Raw genomic sequence first — 16,768 nt, forward strand, 5'->3', positions numbered from 1 at the left:
CAGCACCACCACCGCCCGACGGCACACCATCGCCCGCGGGAGCATCCCCGCCCGGCAGGGCCCCGCCAGCCGCAGGACCAGCGCCCGAGGCAGCCTCGCCGCCCACCGCGGCACCACCACCCCCGTCCGCCAGAGCCCCGGCACCAAGGGAGGCACCTCCACCCGACGCAGCACCCGACCCGGCACGGTCACTCACCCCGAAGGTCCCGGCCCCGCCGCCCACCGCGGCACCACCAGCCGCAGCGCCCCCGTCCGGCAGAGCCCCCGCCCCGTGGAAGGAACCTCCACCCGACGCAGCACCCTCACCCGGCACGGCAGCACCCGACACCGCACGGTCACTCACCCCGAACGTCCCGGACCCGCCTGCCGTCACGGCCCCGGGCAGGGCCACCCCGCCCGCCGCCGCACGATCCCCCGTGCCGCCGCCCGAGGCGGACCCCGCAATGCCCGGGCCGAACCCCGCCGAGCTCGCCACGGCCCTGCGCGCGCCGGAGGAGCCTCCCGCCGCCGATGCCGGTACACCGGTCATCTGCCCGCCTCCTCACTACACGCGAGCGAGCCCGTGAGCGGCTCGGCCACCAGGTCGACACCTTCCGTACCGACCACCTTCGCCTCGACCATACGGCCGACGCTCAGGCCCTCGCCGCTCGTGAGCAGCACCTGGCCGTCCGTCTCGGGCGCCTGGTGCGCGGCACGGCCGTGGACGCCCTCCTCCTCGTCCACGGACTCCACGAGCACGTGCACGGTCTCCCCGACACGCTCCTCGGCGCGCTGCGAGACCAGTTCCTCGGCCAGCCGGGAGACCCGGGCCAGCCGCTCGGCGACGACGTCCTCGTCCAGCTTGTTGTCGTAGGTGGCGGCCTCGGTGCCCTCCTCGTCGGAGTAGCCGAAGACGCCGATCGCATCGAGCCGCGCGTGGTTCAGGAACCGCTCCAGCTCGGCGAGGTCGGCCTCGGACTCGCCGGGGAAGCCGACGATGAAGTTGGAGCGCACACCCGCCTCGGGCGCCTTGCTCCGGATGGTGTCGAGCAGCTCAAGGAAGCGGTCGGTGTCACCGAAGCGCCGCATGGCGCGCAGCACGTCCGGCGCGGAGTGCTGGAAGGACAGGTCGAAGTACGGGGCGACCTTCGGGGTCGAGGTCAGCACGTCGATCAGGCCCGGACGCATCTCGGCGGGCTGAAGGTAGCTGACCCGCACGCGCTCGATGCCGTCGATGCCGGCGAGCTCGGGCAGCAGCGCCTCGAGCAGGCGGATGTCGCCGAGGTCCTTGCCGTAGGAGGTGTTGTTCTCGGAGACCAGCATGATCTCCTTGACGCCCTGCTCGGCCAGCCAGCGCGTCTCGTTCAGCACGTCGCTCGGGCGGCGGGAGATGAAGGAGCCGCGGAAGGACGGGATGGCGCAGAAGGAGCACCGCCGGTCGCAGCCGGAGGCGAGCTTCACCGAGGCGACCGGCGAGCCGTCCAGCCGGCGCCGCAGGGGCGCACGGGGGCCCGAGGCCGGAGCGACACCCTCCGGCAGGTCGGCCGGGGCGCCGTGCCCGGGCAGGGCCACGTCCGAGGCCGACTGCCGTTCGACGGGGCTGATCGGCAGCAGCTTGCGCCGGTCGCGCGGGGTGTGCGCGGCGTGCACACCCCCGCTGAGGATGGTCTGGAGCCGGTCGGAGATGTCGGCGTAGTCGTCGAAGCCGAGCACGCCGTCGGCCTCGGGAAGGGCCTCGGCGAGTTCCTTGCCGTACCGCTCGGCCATGCAGCCCACCGCCACGACGGCCTGGGTTCTCCCGTGGCCCTTGAGATCGTTGGCCTCAAGGAGGGCGTCGACGGAGTCCTTCTTGGCGGCCTCGACGAAGCCACAGGTGTTGACGACGGCGACGTCCGCGTCCGCGGCGTCCTCCACGAGCTGCCAGCCGTCCGCCTCCAAACGGCCTGCGAGCTCCTCCGAGTCCACCTCGTTACGGGCGCAGCCAAGGGTGACCAGTGCGACGGTACGGCGTTCAGGCATGGGCTCAAGACTACTTCGTCCCGCTGACAGCCCATGCCGACGGGGTTGGCCGAGCTTGGCCAACCCCGTACCCCTGCAACCCTTCCGGTCCGTTATCCGGCCTCGGGGTCACCCTTCGTGTAGGTCAGGCGCTCCACGGAGCCGGGCTGGAAGTCGTCCTCGATCTTCTTGCCGTTCACGTACAGGTCGATCGCGCCGGCGTCGCCGAGGACCAGGTGGACCTTGGAGCTGTCCTGGAAGACCTTGGAGTCGCCCTGCTTGAGGAACCCGTCGAACAGCATGCGGCCGTTGTGGTCCTTGGCGGAGATCCAGCTGCGGCCGTCGGCGGCGCGCACCTGGACCGTCACCTTGTCCTGCGGCGCCGCCGCGATCGCGCTGTCGGACGGCTCCGGCTTGGGGTCGGCGGTCTTCTTGGACTTGGGGGTGGGCGAGGCCGGTTCGCTGGTGGAGGGCACCGAGCCGTCGGCAACGGTTCCGGCGCCGCCCTCGTCACCGCCGCTGAACAGCGTGAACCCGACGAACCCGACCACGGCGACGATCGCGGCGACCATGGCCGCGGTCCAGTTGGGCCCGCGCCGCTCGGGACGGATGCGTTCCGCCTCGAACAGGGGTGCCGCGGGGGTCGGTGCCGGACGCCCGCCGTGCTCGGCGTCGTACTGGGCGAGCAGCGGGGCGGGGTCGAGGTGGACGGCCTTGGCGAGGGTCCGGATGTGCCCGCGGGCGTACACGTCGCCGCCACAGGGCGCGAAGTCGTCGGCCTCGATGGCGTGCACGATGGCGATGCGGACCCGGGTGGCGCTACTGACGTCGTCGACGGTCAACCCCGCGTCGATGCGCGCCCGTTTGAGCGCACGGCCGATGGAGGGGCGGGCTTCCTCGGACACGTCTTCGAAGGGACGCTCGTCTTCAGGGGAGTTGCCGATGGACACGGGGGCGCCTTTCGAGCTGTAGCCGCCTGTGCTGGGAGTTCAGTCTAGGGGGGGTGCAAAAGGGTGGGGCAACCGGGCGGTCGGACTTTGTACGCCATCGGGATGGCCCGGCATCCCGATGGTGGGGCACCTGCTTGTCGCTTCCCTCAACTTGACGTACGGCGAGGGGAAACGGTTGCTCAATGGTCCCTCACGGGTGAGTCACGAAGTGAACACCCGGCCCTGCGGTTCCCCGCCCCGCGAGCGACCACCGTGCCGTGCCGTCTCCCTACCCTTCAGACTCCCCCCGGATCATGGCGAGCACGCCCTCCAGCTCGTCAGGCTTCACAAGAACGTCACGAGCCTTCGAGCCCTCGCTCGGCCCGACGATGTTCCGCGACTCCATCAGGTCCATCAGCCGCCCGGCCTTGGCGAAGCCGACGCGCAGCTTGCGCTGGAGCATGGACGTCGACCCGAACTGCGTGGAGACGACCAGCTCGGCCGCCTGGCACAGCAGGTCGAGGTCGTCGCCGATGTCCTCGTCGATCTCCTTCTTCTGCTTGGACCCCACGACGACGTCGTCCCGGAAGACGGGCGCCATCTGGTCCTTGCAGTGCCGGACGACGGCCGCGACCTCCTCCTCGGTCACGAAGGCGCCCTGCATACGGATCGGCTTGCTCGCCCCCATCGGCAGGAACAGCCCGTCGCCCTTGCCGATCAGCTTCTCGGCGCCCGGCTGGTCCAGGATGACGCGCGAGTCGGCGAGCGAGGAGGTGGCGAACGCGAGCCGGGAGGGCACGTTCGCCTTGATCAGGCCGGTCACGACGTCCACCGACGGCCGCTGGGTGGCGAGCACCAGGTGGATGCCGGCCGCCCGAGCGAGCTGGGTGATCCGCACGATCGCGTCCTCGACGTCCCGCGGCGCCACCATCATCAGGTCGGCGAGCTCGTCGACGATGACCAGCAGGTACGGGTACGGCTGGAGCTCCCGTTCGCTGCCCTCCTGCGCCTTCACCTTGCCGGCCCGCACGGCCTCGTTGAAGTCGTCGATGTGCCGGAACCCGTACGCCGCGAGATCGTCGTAGCGCAGGTCCATCTCGCGTACGACCCACTGGAGCGCCTCGGCGGCCCGCTTCGGGTTGGTGATGATCGGCGTGATCAGGTGCGGGATGCCCTCGTACGCGGTGAGCTCGACGCGCTTGGGGTCGACCAGGACCATGCGGACGTCCTCCGGGGTCGCCCGCATCATGATCGACGTGATCAGGCAGTTGATGCAGGACGACTTTCCGGACCCCGTCGCACCGGCGACCAGGATGTGCGGCATCTTCGCGATGTTCGCCATCACATAGCCGCCCTCGACGTCCTTGCCGAGCGCCACCAGCATCGGGTGGTCGTCCTCGGCCGCGGCCGCGAGGCGCAGCACGTCGCCGAGGTTGACCATCTCCCGGTCGGTGTTCGGGATCTCGATGCCGACCGCGGACTTCCCGGGGATCGGGCTGATGATCCGCACGTCCGGGCTGGCGACGGCGTACGCGATGTTCTTGGTCAGCGCGGTGATCCGCTCGACCTTCACGGCGGGCCCGAGCTCGACCTCGTAGCGCGTGACCGTCGGGCCACGGGTGAAGCCGGTGACGCGGGCGTCGACCTTGAACTCGGTGAAGACGGTGGTGAGCGCCTCCACTATGGCGTCGTTGGCGGCGCTGCGCGCCTTGCCCGGGCCGCCGCGCTCGAGCAGGTCGAGGGAGGGCAGGGCGTAGGTGATGTCACCGGAGAGCTGCAACTGCTCCGCGCGCGCGGGAAGGTCGCGCGGCTCGGCGGGCGGCGGGGCCTTGGTGAGGTCCGGGACGGACGGCTTGGTCCTCTCCTGCCGCGTCTTCTCCGGCTGGGCCTGCTCCGGCTGGGTCCGGGCGGCCGGGACGGGCGTCGGCGTGGTGGGCTCCCGGTCCCCGGCGCGTACGCCCTGGGTGAGGTCGGCGACGATCGGCGACGGCGGCATCCCGTGCATCACGGCACCGTCGAGCGCGGCGGCGGCCGCCGCGGCGACGTCCACCGCGTCCATCGGCCGCTCCATGTCGGGCTGCGGCACGGCGGACCGCCGGGGCCGTCCGCGGCGCCGCGCGAGGGCCTCCTGCTCCGCGTCGCCCGGGCCGTCCGGCTCGTACGCCTCCGGCCCGCCACGGCGCCGGCGGGGGCGCGCGGGCAGCGCCTCACGCCACTGCTCCTCGTACCGCTCGTCGTCCTCGGCGTACGCGTCCGCCTCCGGGTCGTGGACGATCCCGAGCCGCACCCCGAGCAGCCGCAGCCGCTGCGGGATGGCGTTGACCGGCGTGGCCGTGACGACGAGCAGCCCGAACACGGTGAGCAGCACCAGCAGCGGCACGGCCAGGACGTCGGTCATGGTGTACGACAGCGGTGTGGCCGCCGCCCAGCCGATCAGTCCGCCCGCGTCCCGTATGCCCTGCATCCCGGCGCTGCGCGCGGGCGAGCCGCACGCGATGTGCACCTGGCCGAGCACCCCGATGACCAGCGCGGACAGCCCGATGACGATGCGGCCGTTGGCCTCGGGCTGCTCCGGGTGCCGCATGAACCGGACGGCGATGACGGCGAGCAGGATCGGCGCCAGCAGGTCGAGCCGGCCGAAGGCGCCGGTCACCAGGATCTCGACGAGGTCGCCGACGGGCCCCTTCAGGTCGGCCCAGGTGCCCGCCGCCACGATCAGCGCGAGGGCGAGCAGCAGCAGAGCGACCCCGTCCTTGCGGTGCGCCGGGTCCAGGTTCCTGGCCCCCTGCCCCACCCCGCGGAACACGGCCCCGACGGCGTGCGCCAGCCCGAGCCACAGCGCGCGCACGAGCCGGTACACGCCCCCGGTCGGGCTCGGCGCCGGTCTCGGGGCGGGCTTGCGCGCCGCGGCCTTCTTGGCGGGGGCCTTCTTCGCGGGGGCTTTCCGGGCAGCGGCCTTCTTCGCCGGAGCCTTCGCCGAAGCGGCCGCCTTCTTCGCGGGCGGCTTCTTGGCTGCGGAGGGACGTGAGGCCATAGGTGTGAGATTACCGGGGGAGACCACAGCCGACACGTGTGCCCGGGGGTTCACCCGTTCGTGTCGTTCGTACACGCACCGGAAACTGACACCGGATCACGAGACGCCGTCATGGGCAACCCACCGCACGCGGGATCCGTCCCAGCGGCGGCTCAGCTCTGCGACGACACCGAGTTCGTGCTGCCCGTCCCCGGCTCCAGCGCGTCCAGCGCCCGCCGCAGACCGGTCAGCTTCCGCTCCAGGTGCGCCGCCGTGGCGACGGCGGCCGCGTCCGTCGACTCGTCGTTCAGCTGCTTGGTCAGCGCCTCGGCCTGCTCCTCGACCGCCGCGAGCCGCGCGGACAGCTCGGCGAGCAGTCCCGCCGACTCCTTGGCCTCGCCGCCGGCGTTCTTGCCGCCGCCCTCCAGCTGGAGCCGCAGCAGGGCCGCCTGCTCCCTGAGCTGGCAGTTCTTCATGTACAGCTCGACGAAGACGGAGACCTTCGCGCGCAGCACCCACGGGTCGAACGGCTTGGAGATGTAGTCCACCGCACCCGCCGCGTACCCGCGGAAGGTGTGGTGCGGCCCGTGGTTGATCGCGGTGAGGAAGATGATCGGGATGTCCCGGGTCCGCTCCCGCCGCTTGATGTGCGCCGCGGTCTCGAAGCCGTCCATGCCCGGCATCTGGACATCCAGCAGGATGACCGCGAAGTCGTCCGTGAGCAGTGCTTTGAGCGCTTCCTCCCCGGACGATGCCCGCACCAGCGTCTGATCGAGCGCAGAGAGGATCGCCTCCAGCGCCAGCAGATTCTCCGGCCGGTCATCGACCAGGAGGATCTTGGCCTTCTGCACCATGGCCCGCCCTCCTCGCCCCGGCTTGGGGCCTCCCCTGTCCGCAGGACCTGGGGAAGCACCGGTGGGTGCCGCCCCAGGGGACGACTCCCTTGCGCCGCCCGTCCTTGTGCCGGTCATCGTAGCCGCACCCCGCCCGTCGCCACACCCTGTCACCGCGATGTCACTGTGCACGTAGCAGAAACGCAGCAGGAGACCAGAAGGTTCCCCGAATCCCGTACTTCTACACGACCTCGCGCACCGCGTGTCAGCGACTTCGCGTGCACACCGAACCTTCCCGCCACACTCGCGCGACCGCCGTATGTTCCCCTCATTCTCCCCGCATCCACTGCTCCATCACCGTCAGCAGGTGGTCGGGGTCGACCGGCTTGGTCACGTAGTCGGAGGCACCGGACTCGATCGCCTTCTCCCGGTCGCCCTTCATCGCCTTCGCGGTGAGCGCGATGATCGGCAGCCCGGCGAACTGCGGCATCCTGCGGATCGCCGTGGTCGTCGCGTACCCGTCCATCTCGGGCATCATGATGTCCATCAGCACGACCGCCACGTCGTCGTGCTGCTCCAGCACCTCGATGCCCTCACGGCCGTTCTCGGCGTACAGCACGGACAGCCCGTGCTGCTCCAGCACGCTGGTCAGCGCGAACACGTTGCGGATGTCGTCGTCGACGATGAGCACCTTCTGCCCGCCGAACCGGATGCCCCGGTGCGCCTGCGGCGCCTGCTCCTGCTCCGCCGGCGACCACTGCCCGTCCTGCTGCTGCGCCGAACGCTGCTCGAGCTCGGGCCTGGTCCGGCGACGGCGCCGGAACAGAGCGGCCGGCCCGTTCTGCGTCTCGCGGTACGACTTCACCTCGGCCGGCGTCTCGATCTCCACGTCGGACAGCTCCGACGAGGAGGCGACCAGCTCACCGGCCTCCAGGGCGGGCATGGGCTGCTGGTAGCCCTGCGGCGGCAGCTCGCTCGGGTGCAGCGGCAGGTACAGCGTGAACGTCGAACCGCGGCCCGGTTCGCTCTGCGCGTGGATCTCACCGCCGAGCAGCTGGGCGATCTCCCGGGAGATCGACAGCCCGAGGCCCGTACCGCCGTACTTGCGGCTGGTCGTGCCGTCGGCCTGCTTGAACGCCTCGAAGATCACCCGCATCTTGCTGGCCGCGATACCGATGCCGGTGTCGGTCACCGAGAACGCGATCAGATCCGCGTCCGGGTCGGTCAGCGAACCGGCCTCCAGCAGCTGCTCCCGGATGTGCTGCGGCACGTCGTCCCGAGCGGGCCGGATCACCAGCTCGACCGAGCCGGAGTCGGTGAACTTCACCGCGTTCGACAGCAGGTTGCGCAGCACCTGCAGCAGCCGCTGCTCGTCGGTGTGCAGGGTGGCGGGCAGCTCCGGCGACACCCGTACGGACAGGTCCAGGCCCTTCTCCGCGGTCAGCGGCCGGAAGGTGGCCTCCACGTAGTCCACGAGCTGCACGAGCGCGATACGCGTCGGGGAGACGTCCATCTTGCCCGCCTCGACCTTCGACAGGTCGAGGATGTCGTTGATCAGCTGGAGCAGGTCGGAGCCTGCGCCGTGGATGGTCTCGGCGAACTCCACCTGCTTCGGGGAGAGGTTCCCCTCCGCGTTGTCGGCGAGCAGCTTGGCGAGGATCAGCAGCGAGTTGAGCGGCGTGCGCAGCTCGTGCGACATGTTCGCCAGGAACTCGCTCTTGTAGCGCATGGAGACCGCGAGCTGCTCGGCGCGCTCCTCCAGGACCTGCCGCGCCTCCTCGATCTCGGTGTTCTTCACCTCGATGTCGCGGTTCTGCTGGGCCAGCAGCTCGGCCTTCTCCTCCAGTTCGGCGTTGGACGCCTGCAGGGCCTTCTGCCGCTGCTCCAACTCGGCCGACCGCTCCCGCAGTTGCTCGGTCAGCTCCTGGGACTGCTTCAGCAGCTGCTCGGTCTTGGTGTTGACGGAGATGGTGTTGACGCTGGTCGCGATCATCTCCGCGATCTGGTTGAGGAAGTCCTTCTGGATCTGCGTGAATGGCGTGAAGGAGGCCAGCTCGATCACCCCGAGCACCTTGCCCTCGAACAGCACCGGCAGCACGATCACCTGCGCGGGCGGCGCCTCGCCGAGCCCCGAGGAGATCTTCAGGTAGCCGGTGGGCGCGTTCTCCACCAGGATCGTGCGCTTCTCCTTGGCCGCCGTGCCGACCAGCGCCTCACCGGGCCGGAACGACGTGGGCATCGAGCCCATCGAGTAGCCGTACGACCCGAGCATGCGCAGCTCGTAGTCCTCGTCGCCGTCGGGTGCGTCCTTGCCCTCGACCAGCGGCATCGCCAGGAAGAACGCGCCGTGCTGCGCGGAGACCACCGGGGTCAGCTCGCTCATGATCAGCGAGGCGACGTCCTCCAGGTCGCGGCGGCCCTGCATCAGCGCCGAGATGCGCGCCAGGTTGCCCTTGAGCCAGTCCTGCTCCTTGTTGGCGATGGTGGTGTCGCGCAGGTTGGCGATCATCTTGTTGATGTAGTCCTGCAGCTCCTGGATCTCGCCGGACGCGTCGACGTCGATCTTCAGGTTCAGGTCGCCCCGGGTCACCGCGGTCGCCACGCGCGCGATGGCCCGCACCTGCCGGGTCAGGTTCCCGGCCATCTCGTTCACCGACTCGGTCAGGTCCCGCCAGGTGCCGTCGACGTCGCGCACGCGTGCCTGGCCGCCGAGCTGGCCCTCCGTGCCCACCTCACGGGCGACCCGGGTGACCTCCTCCGCGAAGCTCGACAGCTGGTCGACCATCGTGTTGATGGTCGTCTTCAGCTCGAGGATCTCCCCGCGCGCGTCGATGTCGATCTTCTTGGTCAGGTCGCCCTTGGCGATGGCCGTCGTCACCATGGCGATGTTGCGGACCTGGCCGGTCAGGTTGGACGCCATCTGGTTCACGGACTCGGTCAGGTCCTTCCACGTTCCGGCCACACCCGGCACGTGCGCCTGGCCGCCCAGGATGCCGTCCGTGCCCACCTCACGGGCCACCTTGGTGACCTGCTCGGCGAACGAACTCAGCGTCTTCACCATCGTGTTGATGGTGTCGGCGAGCTGCGCCACCTCACCGCGCGCCTCGATGGTGACCTGGCGGGTCAGGTCACCGTTGGCGACCGCCGCCGAGACCTGGGAGATGTTGCGCACCTGCATGGTCAGGTTCTTGGCCATGAGGTTGACGTTGTCGCTCAGGTCCTTCCAGATGCCCGTGACCCCGGGCACGTGCGCCTGGCCGCCCAGGATGCCCTCGGTGCCCACCTCACGGGCCACCCGGGTCACCTGCTCGGCGAAGCTCGACAGCTGGTCGACCATCGTGTTGACGGTCGTCACCAGCTCCAGGATCTCGCCCTTGGCGTCGACGGTGATCTTCTTCGACAGGTCGCCCTTGGCCACCGCCGTCGTCACCTCGGCGATGTTCCGCACCTGCATGGTGAGGTTGTTCGCCATGCCGTTCACGGACTGCGTGAGGTCCTTCCAGGTGCCGGAGACGCCCTGCACCTCGGCCTGGCCGCCCAGGATTCCCTCCGTGCCCACCTCGCGGGCCACCCGCGTGACCTCCTGGGCGAAGGAGGAGAGCTGGTCCACCATCGTGTTCAGGGTGTTCTTCAGCTCCAGGATCTCGCCGCGCGCGTCCACGGTGATCTTCTGGGACAGGTCACCCCGGGCCACCGCGGTCGCCACCTGCGCGATGTTGCGCACCTGGGCGGTGAGATTGCCGGCCATGCCGTTCACGGAGTCGGTCAGGTCGCGCCACACACCGGCAACGCCGGGCACCTGCGCCTGACCGCCCAGTCGGCCCTCGGTGCCCACCTCGCGGGCCACCCGGGTCACCTGCTCGGCGAAGCTCGACAGCTGGTCGACCATCGTGTTGATGGTGTTCTTCAGCTCCAGGATCTCGCCGCGCGCGTCGACGTCGATCTTCTGCGAGAGGTCACCCCGGGCGACGGCCGTCGTCACCTGCGCGATGTTGCGCACCTGGGAGGTGAGGTTCCCGGCCATCGAGTTGACGGAGTCGGTGAGCTCCTTCCAGGTGCCCGACACGCCGTCCACCCGGGCCTGACCGCCCAGCCGGCCCTCCGTGCCCACGTCCCGGGCCATCCGCGTCACCTGGTCGGCGAAGCTCGACAGCTGGTCGACCATGGTGTTCACGGTGTTCTTCAGCTGGAGCATCTCGCCGGAGACGTCGACGGTCACCTTCTGCGACAGGTCACCGTTGGCCACGGCCGTCGTCACCTGGGCGATGTTGCGCACCTGCCCGGTGAGGTTCCGGAACGCCGTGTTGACGGAGTCGGTGAGGTCCTTCCACGTCCCGGCAGCGCCCGGCACCTGGGCCTGACCGCCCAGCTCACCCTCGACACCGATCTCCCGGGCCACGCGCGTGACCTCGGCGCCGAAGGCCGACAGCTGGTCCACCATCGTGTTGACGGTGTTCTTCAGCTCCAGCATCTCGCCGGCCACGTCCACGGTGACCTTCTGCGACAGATCACCGTTGGCCACGGCCGTCGTCACGGCGGCGATGTCCCGCACCTGAGTGGTCAGGTTCCGGAAGACGGTGTTGACGGAGTCGGTGAGATCCTTCCACGTCCCGGCCGCGCCCGGCACGTTCGCCTGGCCGCCCAGCCGCCCCTCGGCACCGACCTCGTTCGCCACGCGCGTGACCTCGTCGGCGAAGATCCGCAGCGTCTCGGTCATCTGGTTGATCGTGTCGGCCAGCTGCGCGACCTCGCCGCGCGCCGGGACGGTCACCTTCCGCGACAGGTCACCGTTGGCGACGGCGGTCGTCACCTCGGAGATGCCGCGCACCTGGGCGGTGAGGTTGCCCGCCATGGTGTTGACGGAGTCGGTGAGCTCCTTCCACACCCCGTCGACCCCGGGCACCCGCGCCTGGCCGCCCAGGATGCCCTCGGTGCCCACCTCCCGCGCGACCCGCGTCACCTCGGAGGAGAACGCCGACAGCTGGTCCACCATCGTGTTGACGGTGTTCTTCAGCTCCAGCATCTCGCCGGCGACGTGCACGGTGACCTTGCGCGACAGATCACCCTTGGCGACCGCCGTCGTCACCAGCGCGATGTCACGCACCTGGGCCGTCAGCCGGTACGCCATCGTGTTGACCGACTCGGTGAGGTCCTTCCAGGAACCGGACATGCCCCGCACCCGGGCCTGCCCGCCCAGCTTGCCCTCGGTGCCCACCTCGCTGGCCACGCGCGTGACCTCGTCGGTGAACGTCGACAACTGGTCGACCAGGTTGTTCACGGTCCGGGCGACCTTGAGGAACTCGCCGCGCAGCGGGTGCCCGGTGCCGTCCGGCCCGTGTGTACGCAGCTCCATCCGCGGCGACAGATCGCCCTCGGCCACCGCCGACAGCACCCGGCTGACCTCGGACACGGGCCGTACGAGGTCGTCCACCAGCGCGTTGGAGTTCTCGATCGCGGTCGCCCAGGAGCCCTCGCAGGCGCCCGTCTCCAGCCGCTCGGTGAGCTTGCCCTCACGGCCCACCATGCGGCGCACCCGCGACAGCTCACCGGTCAGGTGCAGATTGCGGTCGGCGACCTCGTTGAAGACCGCCGCGATCTCCGACATCACACCGTCGCCGGACACCGTCAGCCGCTTGCGGAAGTTGCCGTCCCGCATGGAGACGAGAGCGGCCAGCAGTCGGTTCAGCGCCGCGGTGTCCACCTCGGTGACGCCGTTGCGCGCCCTGCCCTGGTTGCTCGGGGACTGTCCGCCCTTCGCGCGCGTCCTCGTGCCACGCGTCGCTGCGCCAGACTCCACTGTGTCCCTCCCGCAGGGGTCGACCATCACTGCTGTGTCCGGGTACTGCCGCTCGGCGTACCGTTTACTGCTGCGTATTCCTGCTTACTACTGTGCTCTCGCGGCCCGCACACCAGGCTCCGCCAGGGCTGCTGCCCGGCATGCGGGCATGTCACTCAGCCTGCCCGTACCTTCACGAGAAGCTTGCCCAGTGTTTCACCCCGGCCGAACCAGGCCATAACAGTTCGGCAGCTTCGCACATCGTCCGCACACCCTCCGGACGGAAACACTGCAGACCGGCATCCGCGGGGCCCGCGAAGGTAAGTAACCTTGCATCCGGCTGTCCAGCCAACGCCGGTCCGTCCGGCCTGGGCGGTGGCACGGGAACGAGCGGGCATCGGAGGGGCGGCCGCACACATGACCACCGGACTGATCCCGGGGGACCAGCCCCCGGACCCCCGGCCGACGGCAGAGCGGATGCCGCAGCAGCGGCACGAGCCGGCCGGCCAGGAAGCCCAGCCCATCGAGAACCGGTCGAGGAGTTCTGTGATCACCGCGCGCGCGGCCGCCAGCTTCGAGCCCGTCGGGCGATCGGTCGCGAGCGCCCGCTCCTTCGTCCGGGACACCCTCCAGGGCTGGGGCTTCGCCGACATCGTCGACGACGCCGTGGTCCTCACCAGCGAACTGGTGACCAACGCCGTGGTGCACGCCGGCACCTCCGCCGACGTGCTGTGCCTGCGCAGCGACGACGGCGTCCGGATCGAAGTGGCCGACCGGTACCCGGAGCGGGAGGTGCCGCTCCAGGCCTCGGCCGTCACCATGGGCAGCCCCGACCGCGAGGGCGGCCGCGGCCTCCAGCTGTGCGCGGCGCTGGCCGGCCGCTGGGGCGTGGAGTACACCCCCACCCACAAGACCGTCTGGTTCCAACTCGATCTCCCCGAGCGTCCGGTGGGCACCCGCGCGGCCGGACCCGCCCTCCCCGCCGACCTGCTGCCGCTCGCCGACGGCCGGGTCCGCGTCGCCGTCATCCAGATCGACCGGGCGGGCAGCATCACCGCCTGGAACGAGGACGCGGAGGAGCTGTTCGGCTACCCGGCCGACCAGGTCACCGGCAAGCCGCTCACCGACTTCGCCGCCTGGCCCCACACCCCGGGCACCGGCACGGGCATCGCCGAGGCCCTGCAGCTCTCCCGCTGGGAAGGCAGTTACGGCATCCGCGGCGCCAACGGCCGCGTGACCCCCGTGTACGCCTCCCACCTGCGGGTCCGCGACACCGGCGGCGAGCCGTCAACCGTCTGCCTCCTCGTGAGGGACCACGAACGGGCCGTTCTCCAGACGCCCTCACGCGTCCCCGCCTCCGACTCGGCCTCCTCCTCCGAGGGCCAGAGCGCCGACCCCTTCGAGGTGTTCATCGGCTCCCCCGCCCCCGACGACCTGGACGGCCTCCTGCAGCGCACGGTGGAGCGCGCCCGCGACATGCTCGACGGCGACTCGGCGTTCCTGCTGCTGGCCACCGACGACGAGACGGAACTGGAGGTACGCGCCTCCACCGGGCTGCCCTCCGCCCGCCAGCGCTTCGCCCGGGTCCCCGTCGAGGCCGGCCCCGGCCGCTACGGCTCGGCCCGCATGCCGGCCGTCCACGACGACCTGGCGGCCGTCCCCGGCGCCGTGCCGCTCCTCAACGGCACCGGCATGCGCTCGGTCGTCACCGTCCCCCTCAAGGTGGAGGGCCGCCTCACCGGCTCCCTCGGCGTCGCCGCGGAGGCCCCCGGCCGCTACTCCAACGAGGAGGCCCTGCGCCTGCAGTTCGCCGCCGACCGCATCGCCCTGGCCGTCGAGTCGGCCCGCCTCGGCGAACTGGAACGCCTGCGCCGCGGCTCCCTCAGCTTCCTGGTGGAAGCCTCCGACCTGCTGGCCGGCACCCTGGACCGCGACCAGACCCTGGCGCTGATGGCGCAGATGACGGTCCCGACCCTGGCCACCTGGTGCGCCGTCTACACCATCGCCGACCAGGCCTCCGAGCCGTACCTGTCGTACGTCCTGCACGAGGACGAGGAGCTCATCGACGGCATCAAGTCCCTGCTGTCGAAGATCCCCCCGCCCGACCCGGTACCCACTCCCGGCGCCCGCGTCTGGACCGCCCCCGGCGAGGTGGCCCACCAGGCCGCCCTGCGCAGCTCCATGCGCAGCCTCGGCCTGAGCGGCGGCTCGGCCCAGCAGGTCACGACGGGCATCGGCCCGACGCTGGCCACCGCCTCCGCGGTCGGCGGCGAGACGGTCGTGCTGCCCCTGGTCGCCCGCAACCGCGTCATCGGCATGCTCACGCTCGGCAAACCCACCGACGAGCACTTCCGCCAGGAGATCCTGGAACTCGCCGAGGACCTGTCCCGCCGGGCCGCCCTGGCCCTGGACAACGCCCGCCTGTACTCCGAGCGCACGGCCATCAGCCAGTCGCTCCAGCGCAGCCTCCTGCCGCCGGAGCTCCCGCAGATCGACGGCGTCGAGGTCGAGGTCATCTACCGCGCGGCCGGCGAGGGCAACGAGGTCGGCGGCGACTTCTACGACGTGTTCCCCATCAGCGACGGCGCGTACGGCTTCGCCATCGGCGACGTCTGCGGTACGGGCCCGAACGCGGCGGCGGTCACGGGCCTGGCCCGCCACGCCCTGCGCCTGCTCGCCCGGGAGGGCCTGAGCGGCCCGGCGGTTCTGGAGCGCCTGAACTCCGCGATCCTCGACGAGGGCGCCCGCAGCCGTTTCCTGACGCTCCTGTACGGCGAGATGCGCCCGCAGGAGGACGGCAGCGCGGAACTGAAGGTCGTCTGCGCCGGCCACCCCCTCCCGCTCCGCCTGCGCCAGGACGGCACGGTCGAACCGGCCGCGGAACCGCAGCCGCTCCTCGGTGTCATCGACGACCTGGAGCTGTACGAGCAGACGGTCACCCTCGACCCCGGAGACGTCCTGCTGTGCGTCACGGACGGCGTGACGGAACGCCGGGAGGGCACGCGGATGCTGGGCGACGACGGCCTCGCCGACGTTCTGACGACCTGCACGGGCCTGACGGCGGGCGCGGTCGCGGCCCGCATCATGCGTGCCGTGGAACGCTTCGCCTCCGACGCGCCCTCCGACGACATGGCCATCCTGGCGATGCGCGTACCGGAGCCGCACAAGGACTGACGCGGACATGCGAAAGGCCCCGCCCGAAGGGCGGGGCCTTTTCTGTCGGAGCCCCCAAACGGAATCGAACCGTTGACCTTCTCCTTACCATGGAGACGCTCTGCCGACTGAGCTATAGGGGCCTGTCGCCTTTCGCGAGGTTTCCCCCGCGGCAACGGAATAGATCATACCCCGAACACAGCCGTGCTCCCAACCACGTCAGAAAGCCGGCTGGAGGAGCCCTCCGAGCGCGTTGCAGGCGGAGACGATGCGCTGCATCTCCCGCTTGGTCAACGAGGCGTCCACCGGCAGCGCGAGGGTCTCGTCGGCGGCTCGCTCGGTCTCCGGCAGGGACACGCACCGCCGGAATTCCGGCAGCCGGTGCACAGGTGTCTTCACCGGCACGCGGCAGTCGACTCCCCTGGCCCGCACGGCCCGTGCGAAGGCATCCCGGTCGGGCCGCCCGTTCCCGGGTACGCGCACCACGTACTGCTGGTAGGTGTGTCCATCGCCTCCGTCGGGCGTACGCACCCCCCTCAACTTCGCATCCAGATAAGCCGCCCGCTCCCTGCGCTGGGCAACCTCGTCGTACGGCGCCTCGGACTCCCCCTGCTCCAGCACGAGCAGCCCGTGCCGCTGCCCGACCATGTGCAACCGCCCCACATCAGCGGGATGCCCGAAGCGGTGTACGACAACGACAGCCGCGGTGCGCGGAGTTATCGCCGTCTCCACAGCCTCCGTGTCGAGGCAGTACGTCACCGGATCTATGTCGGCGAACACCGGAAGCGCACCGGCCAGGGCCACGGCCTCGGCGACCTCGACGTTCCCGAAGGCCGGCACGACGACCTCGTCACCGACTCCGACCCCGGCGGCCCTGAGCATTGCAGCAGTACCCATGCTGCGGATGCTGGTTGCGCAACGTGAACTTCAAGTGACGCACAACAAAAAAGGGTTGGACCCCGAACCGAAGTTCAGGGTCCAACCCTTTCAATAATTGTTCGGCGGCGTCCTACTCTCCCACAGGGTCCCCCCTGCAGTACCATCGGCGCTGTAAGGCTTAGCTTCCGGGTTCGGAATGTAACCGGGC

At 70.6% G+C, this 16,768-nt stretch carries 7 protein-coding genes, 1 tRNA gene and 1 rRNA gene; 1 reads left to right on the plus strand and 8 read right to left on the minus strand.

What is annotated here, in order from left to right; all coding sequences use genetic code 11:
• Positions 1-525: 525 nt before the first annotated feature.
• The 5 genes from rimO to AB0K80_RS24075 form a co-directional block, all read right to left on the minus strand.
• Positions 526-1,998: a 30S ribosomal protein S12 methylthiotransferase RimO gene (gene rimO / locus AB0K80_RS24055; protein WP_365672870.1), complete on the minus strand. Its 1,473-nt coding sequence runs from the start codon at positions 1,996-1,998 to the stop codon at positions 526-528.
• A gap of 92 nt (positions 1,999-2,090) precedes the next feature.
• Positions 2,091-2,927 carry a RodZ domain-containing protein gene (locus AB0K80_RS24060; RefSeq protein WP_365672871.1) on the minus strand — a complete coding sequence of 279 codons (837 nt, stop codon included), beginning with the start codon at positions 2,925-2,927 and terminating at the stop codon, positions 2,091-2,093.
• Between the two features lie 268 nt (positions 2,928-3,195).
• Positions 3,196-5,940: a DNA translocase FtsK gene (locus AB0K80_RS24065; protein ID WP_365672872.1), complete on the minus strand. Its 2,745-nt coding sequence runs from the start codon at positions 5,938-5,940 to the stop codon at positions 3,196-3,198.
• A 152-nt stretch (positions 5,941-6,092) separates the two neighbouring features.
• Positions 6,093-6,773 carry a response regulator gene (locus AB0K80_RS24070; RefSeq protein ID WP_365672874.1) on the minus strand — a complete coding sequence of 227 codons (681 nt, stop codon included), beginning with the start codon at positions 6,771-6,773 and terminating at the stop codon, positions 6,093-6,095.
• Between the two features lie 307 nt (positions 6,774-7,080).
• Positions 7,081-12,549 carry a HAMP domain-containing protein gene (locus AB0K80_RS24075; protein WP_365672876.1) on the minus strand — a complete coding sequence of 1,823 codons (5,469 nt, stop codon included), beginning with the start codon at positions 12,547-12,549 and terminating at the stop codon, positions 7,081-7,083.
• 396 nt (positions 12,550-12,945) lie between these two features.
• Here AB0K80_RS24075 and AB0K80_RS24080 point away from each other — a divergent pair, with 396 nt between their 5' ends.
• The gene (locus AB0K80_RS24080) at positions 12,946-15,702 is read left to right on the plus strand and encodes a SpoIIE family protein phosphatase (protein WP_365672878.1); all 2,757 of its coding nucleotides are present in this window, start codon (positions 12,946-12,948) and stop codon (positions 15,700-15,702) included.
• Positions 15,703-15,751: 49 nt separating this feature from the next.
• On the opposite strand, the gene AB0K80_RS24085 is transcribed toward AB0K80_RS24080, so the two are convergent.
• The 3 genes from AB0K80_RS24085 to rrf all read right to left on the minus strand — a co-directional run.
• Positions 15,752-15,824, minus strand: a tRNA-Thr gene (locus AB0K80_RS24085).
• A 76-nt stretch (positions 15,825-15,900) separates the two neighbouring features.
• Complete coding sequence (locus tag AB0K80_RS24090) at positions 15,901-16,563, minus strand: DegT/DnrJ/EryC1/StrS family aminotransferase (RefSeq protein WP_365672898.1); 663 nt, start codon at positions 16,561-16,563, stop codon at positions 15,901-15,903.
• 114 nt (positions 16,564-16,677) lie between these two features.
• Positions 16,678-16,768: ribosomal RNA gene (gene rrf, locus AB0K80_RS24095) — 5S ribosomal RNA — on the minus strand; the annotation flags it as partial.

Source organism: Streptomyces sp. NPDC052682 (assembly GCF_040678435.1).
GTDB lineage: Bacteria > Actinomycetota > Actinomycetes > Streptomycetales > Streptomycetaceae > Streptomyces.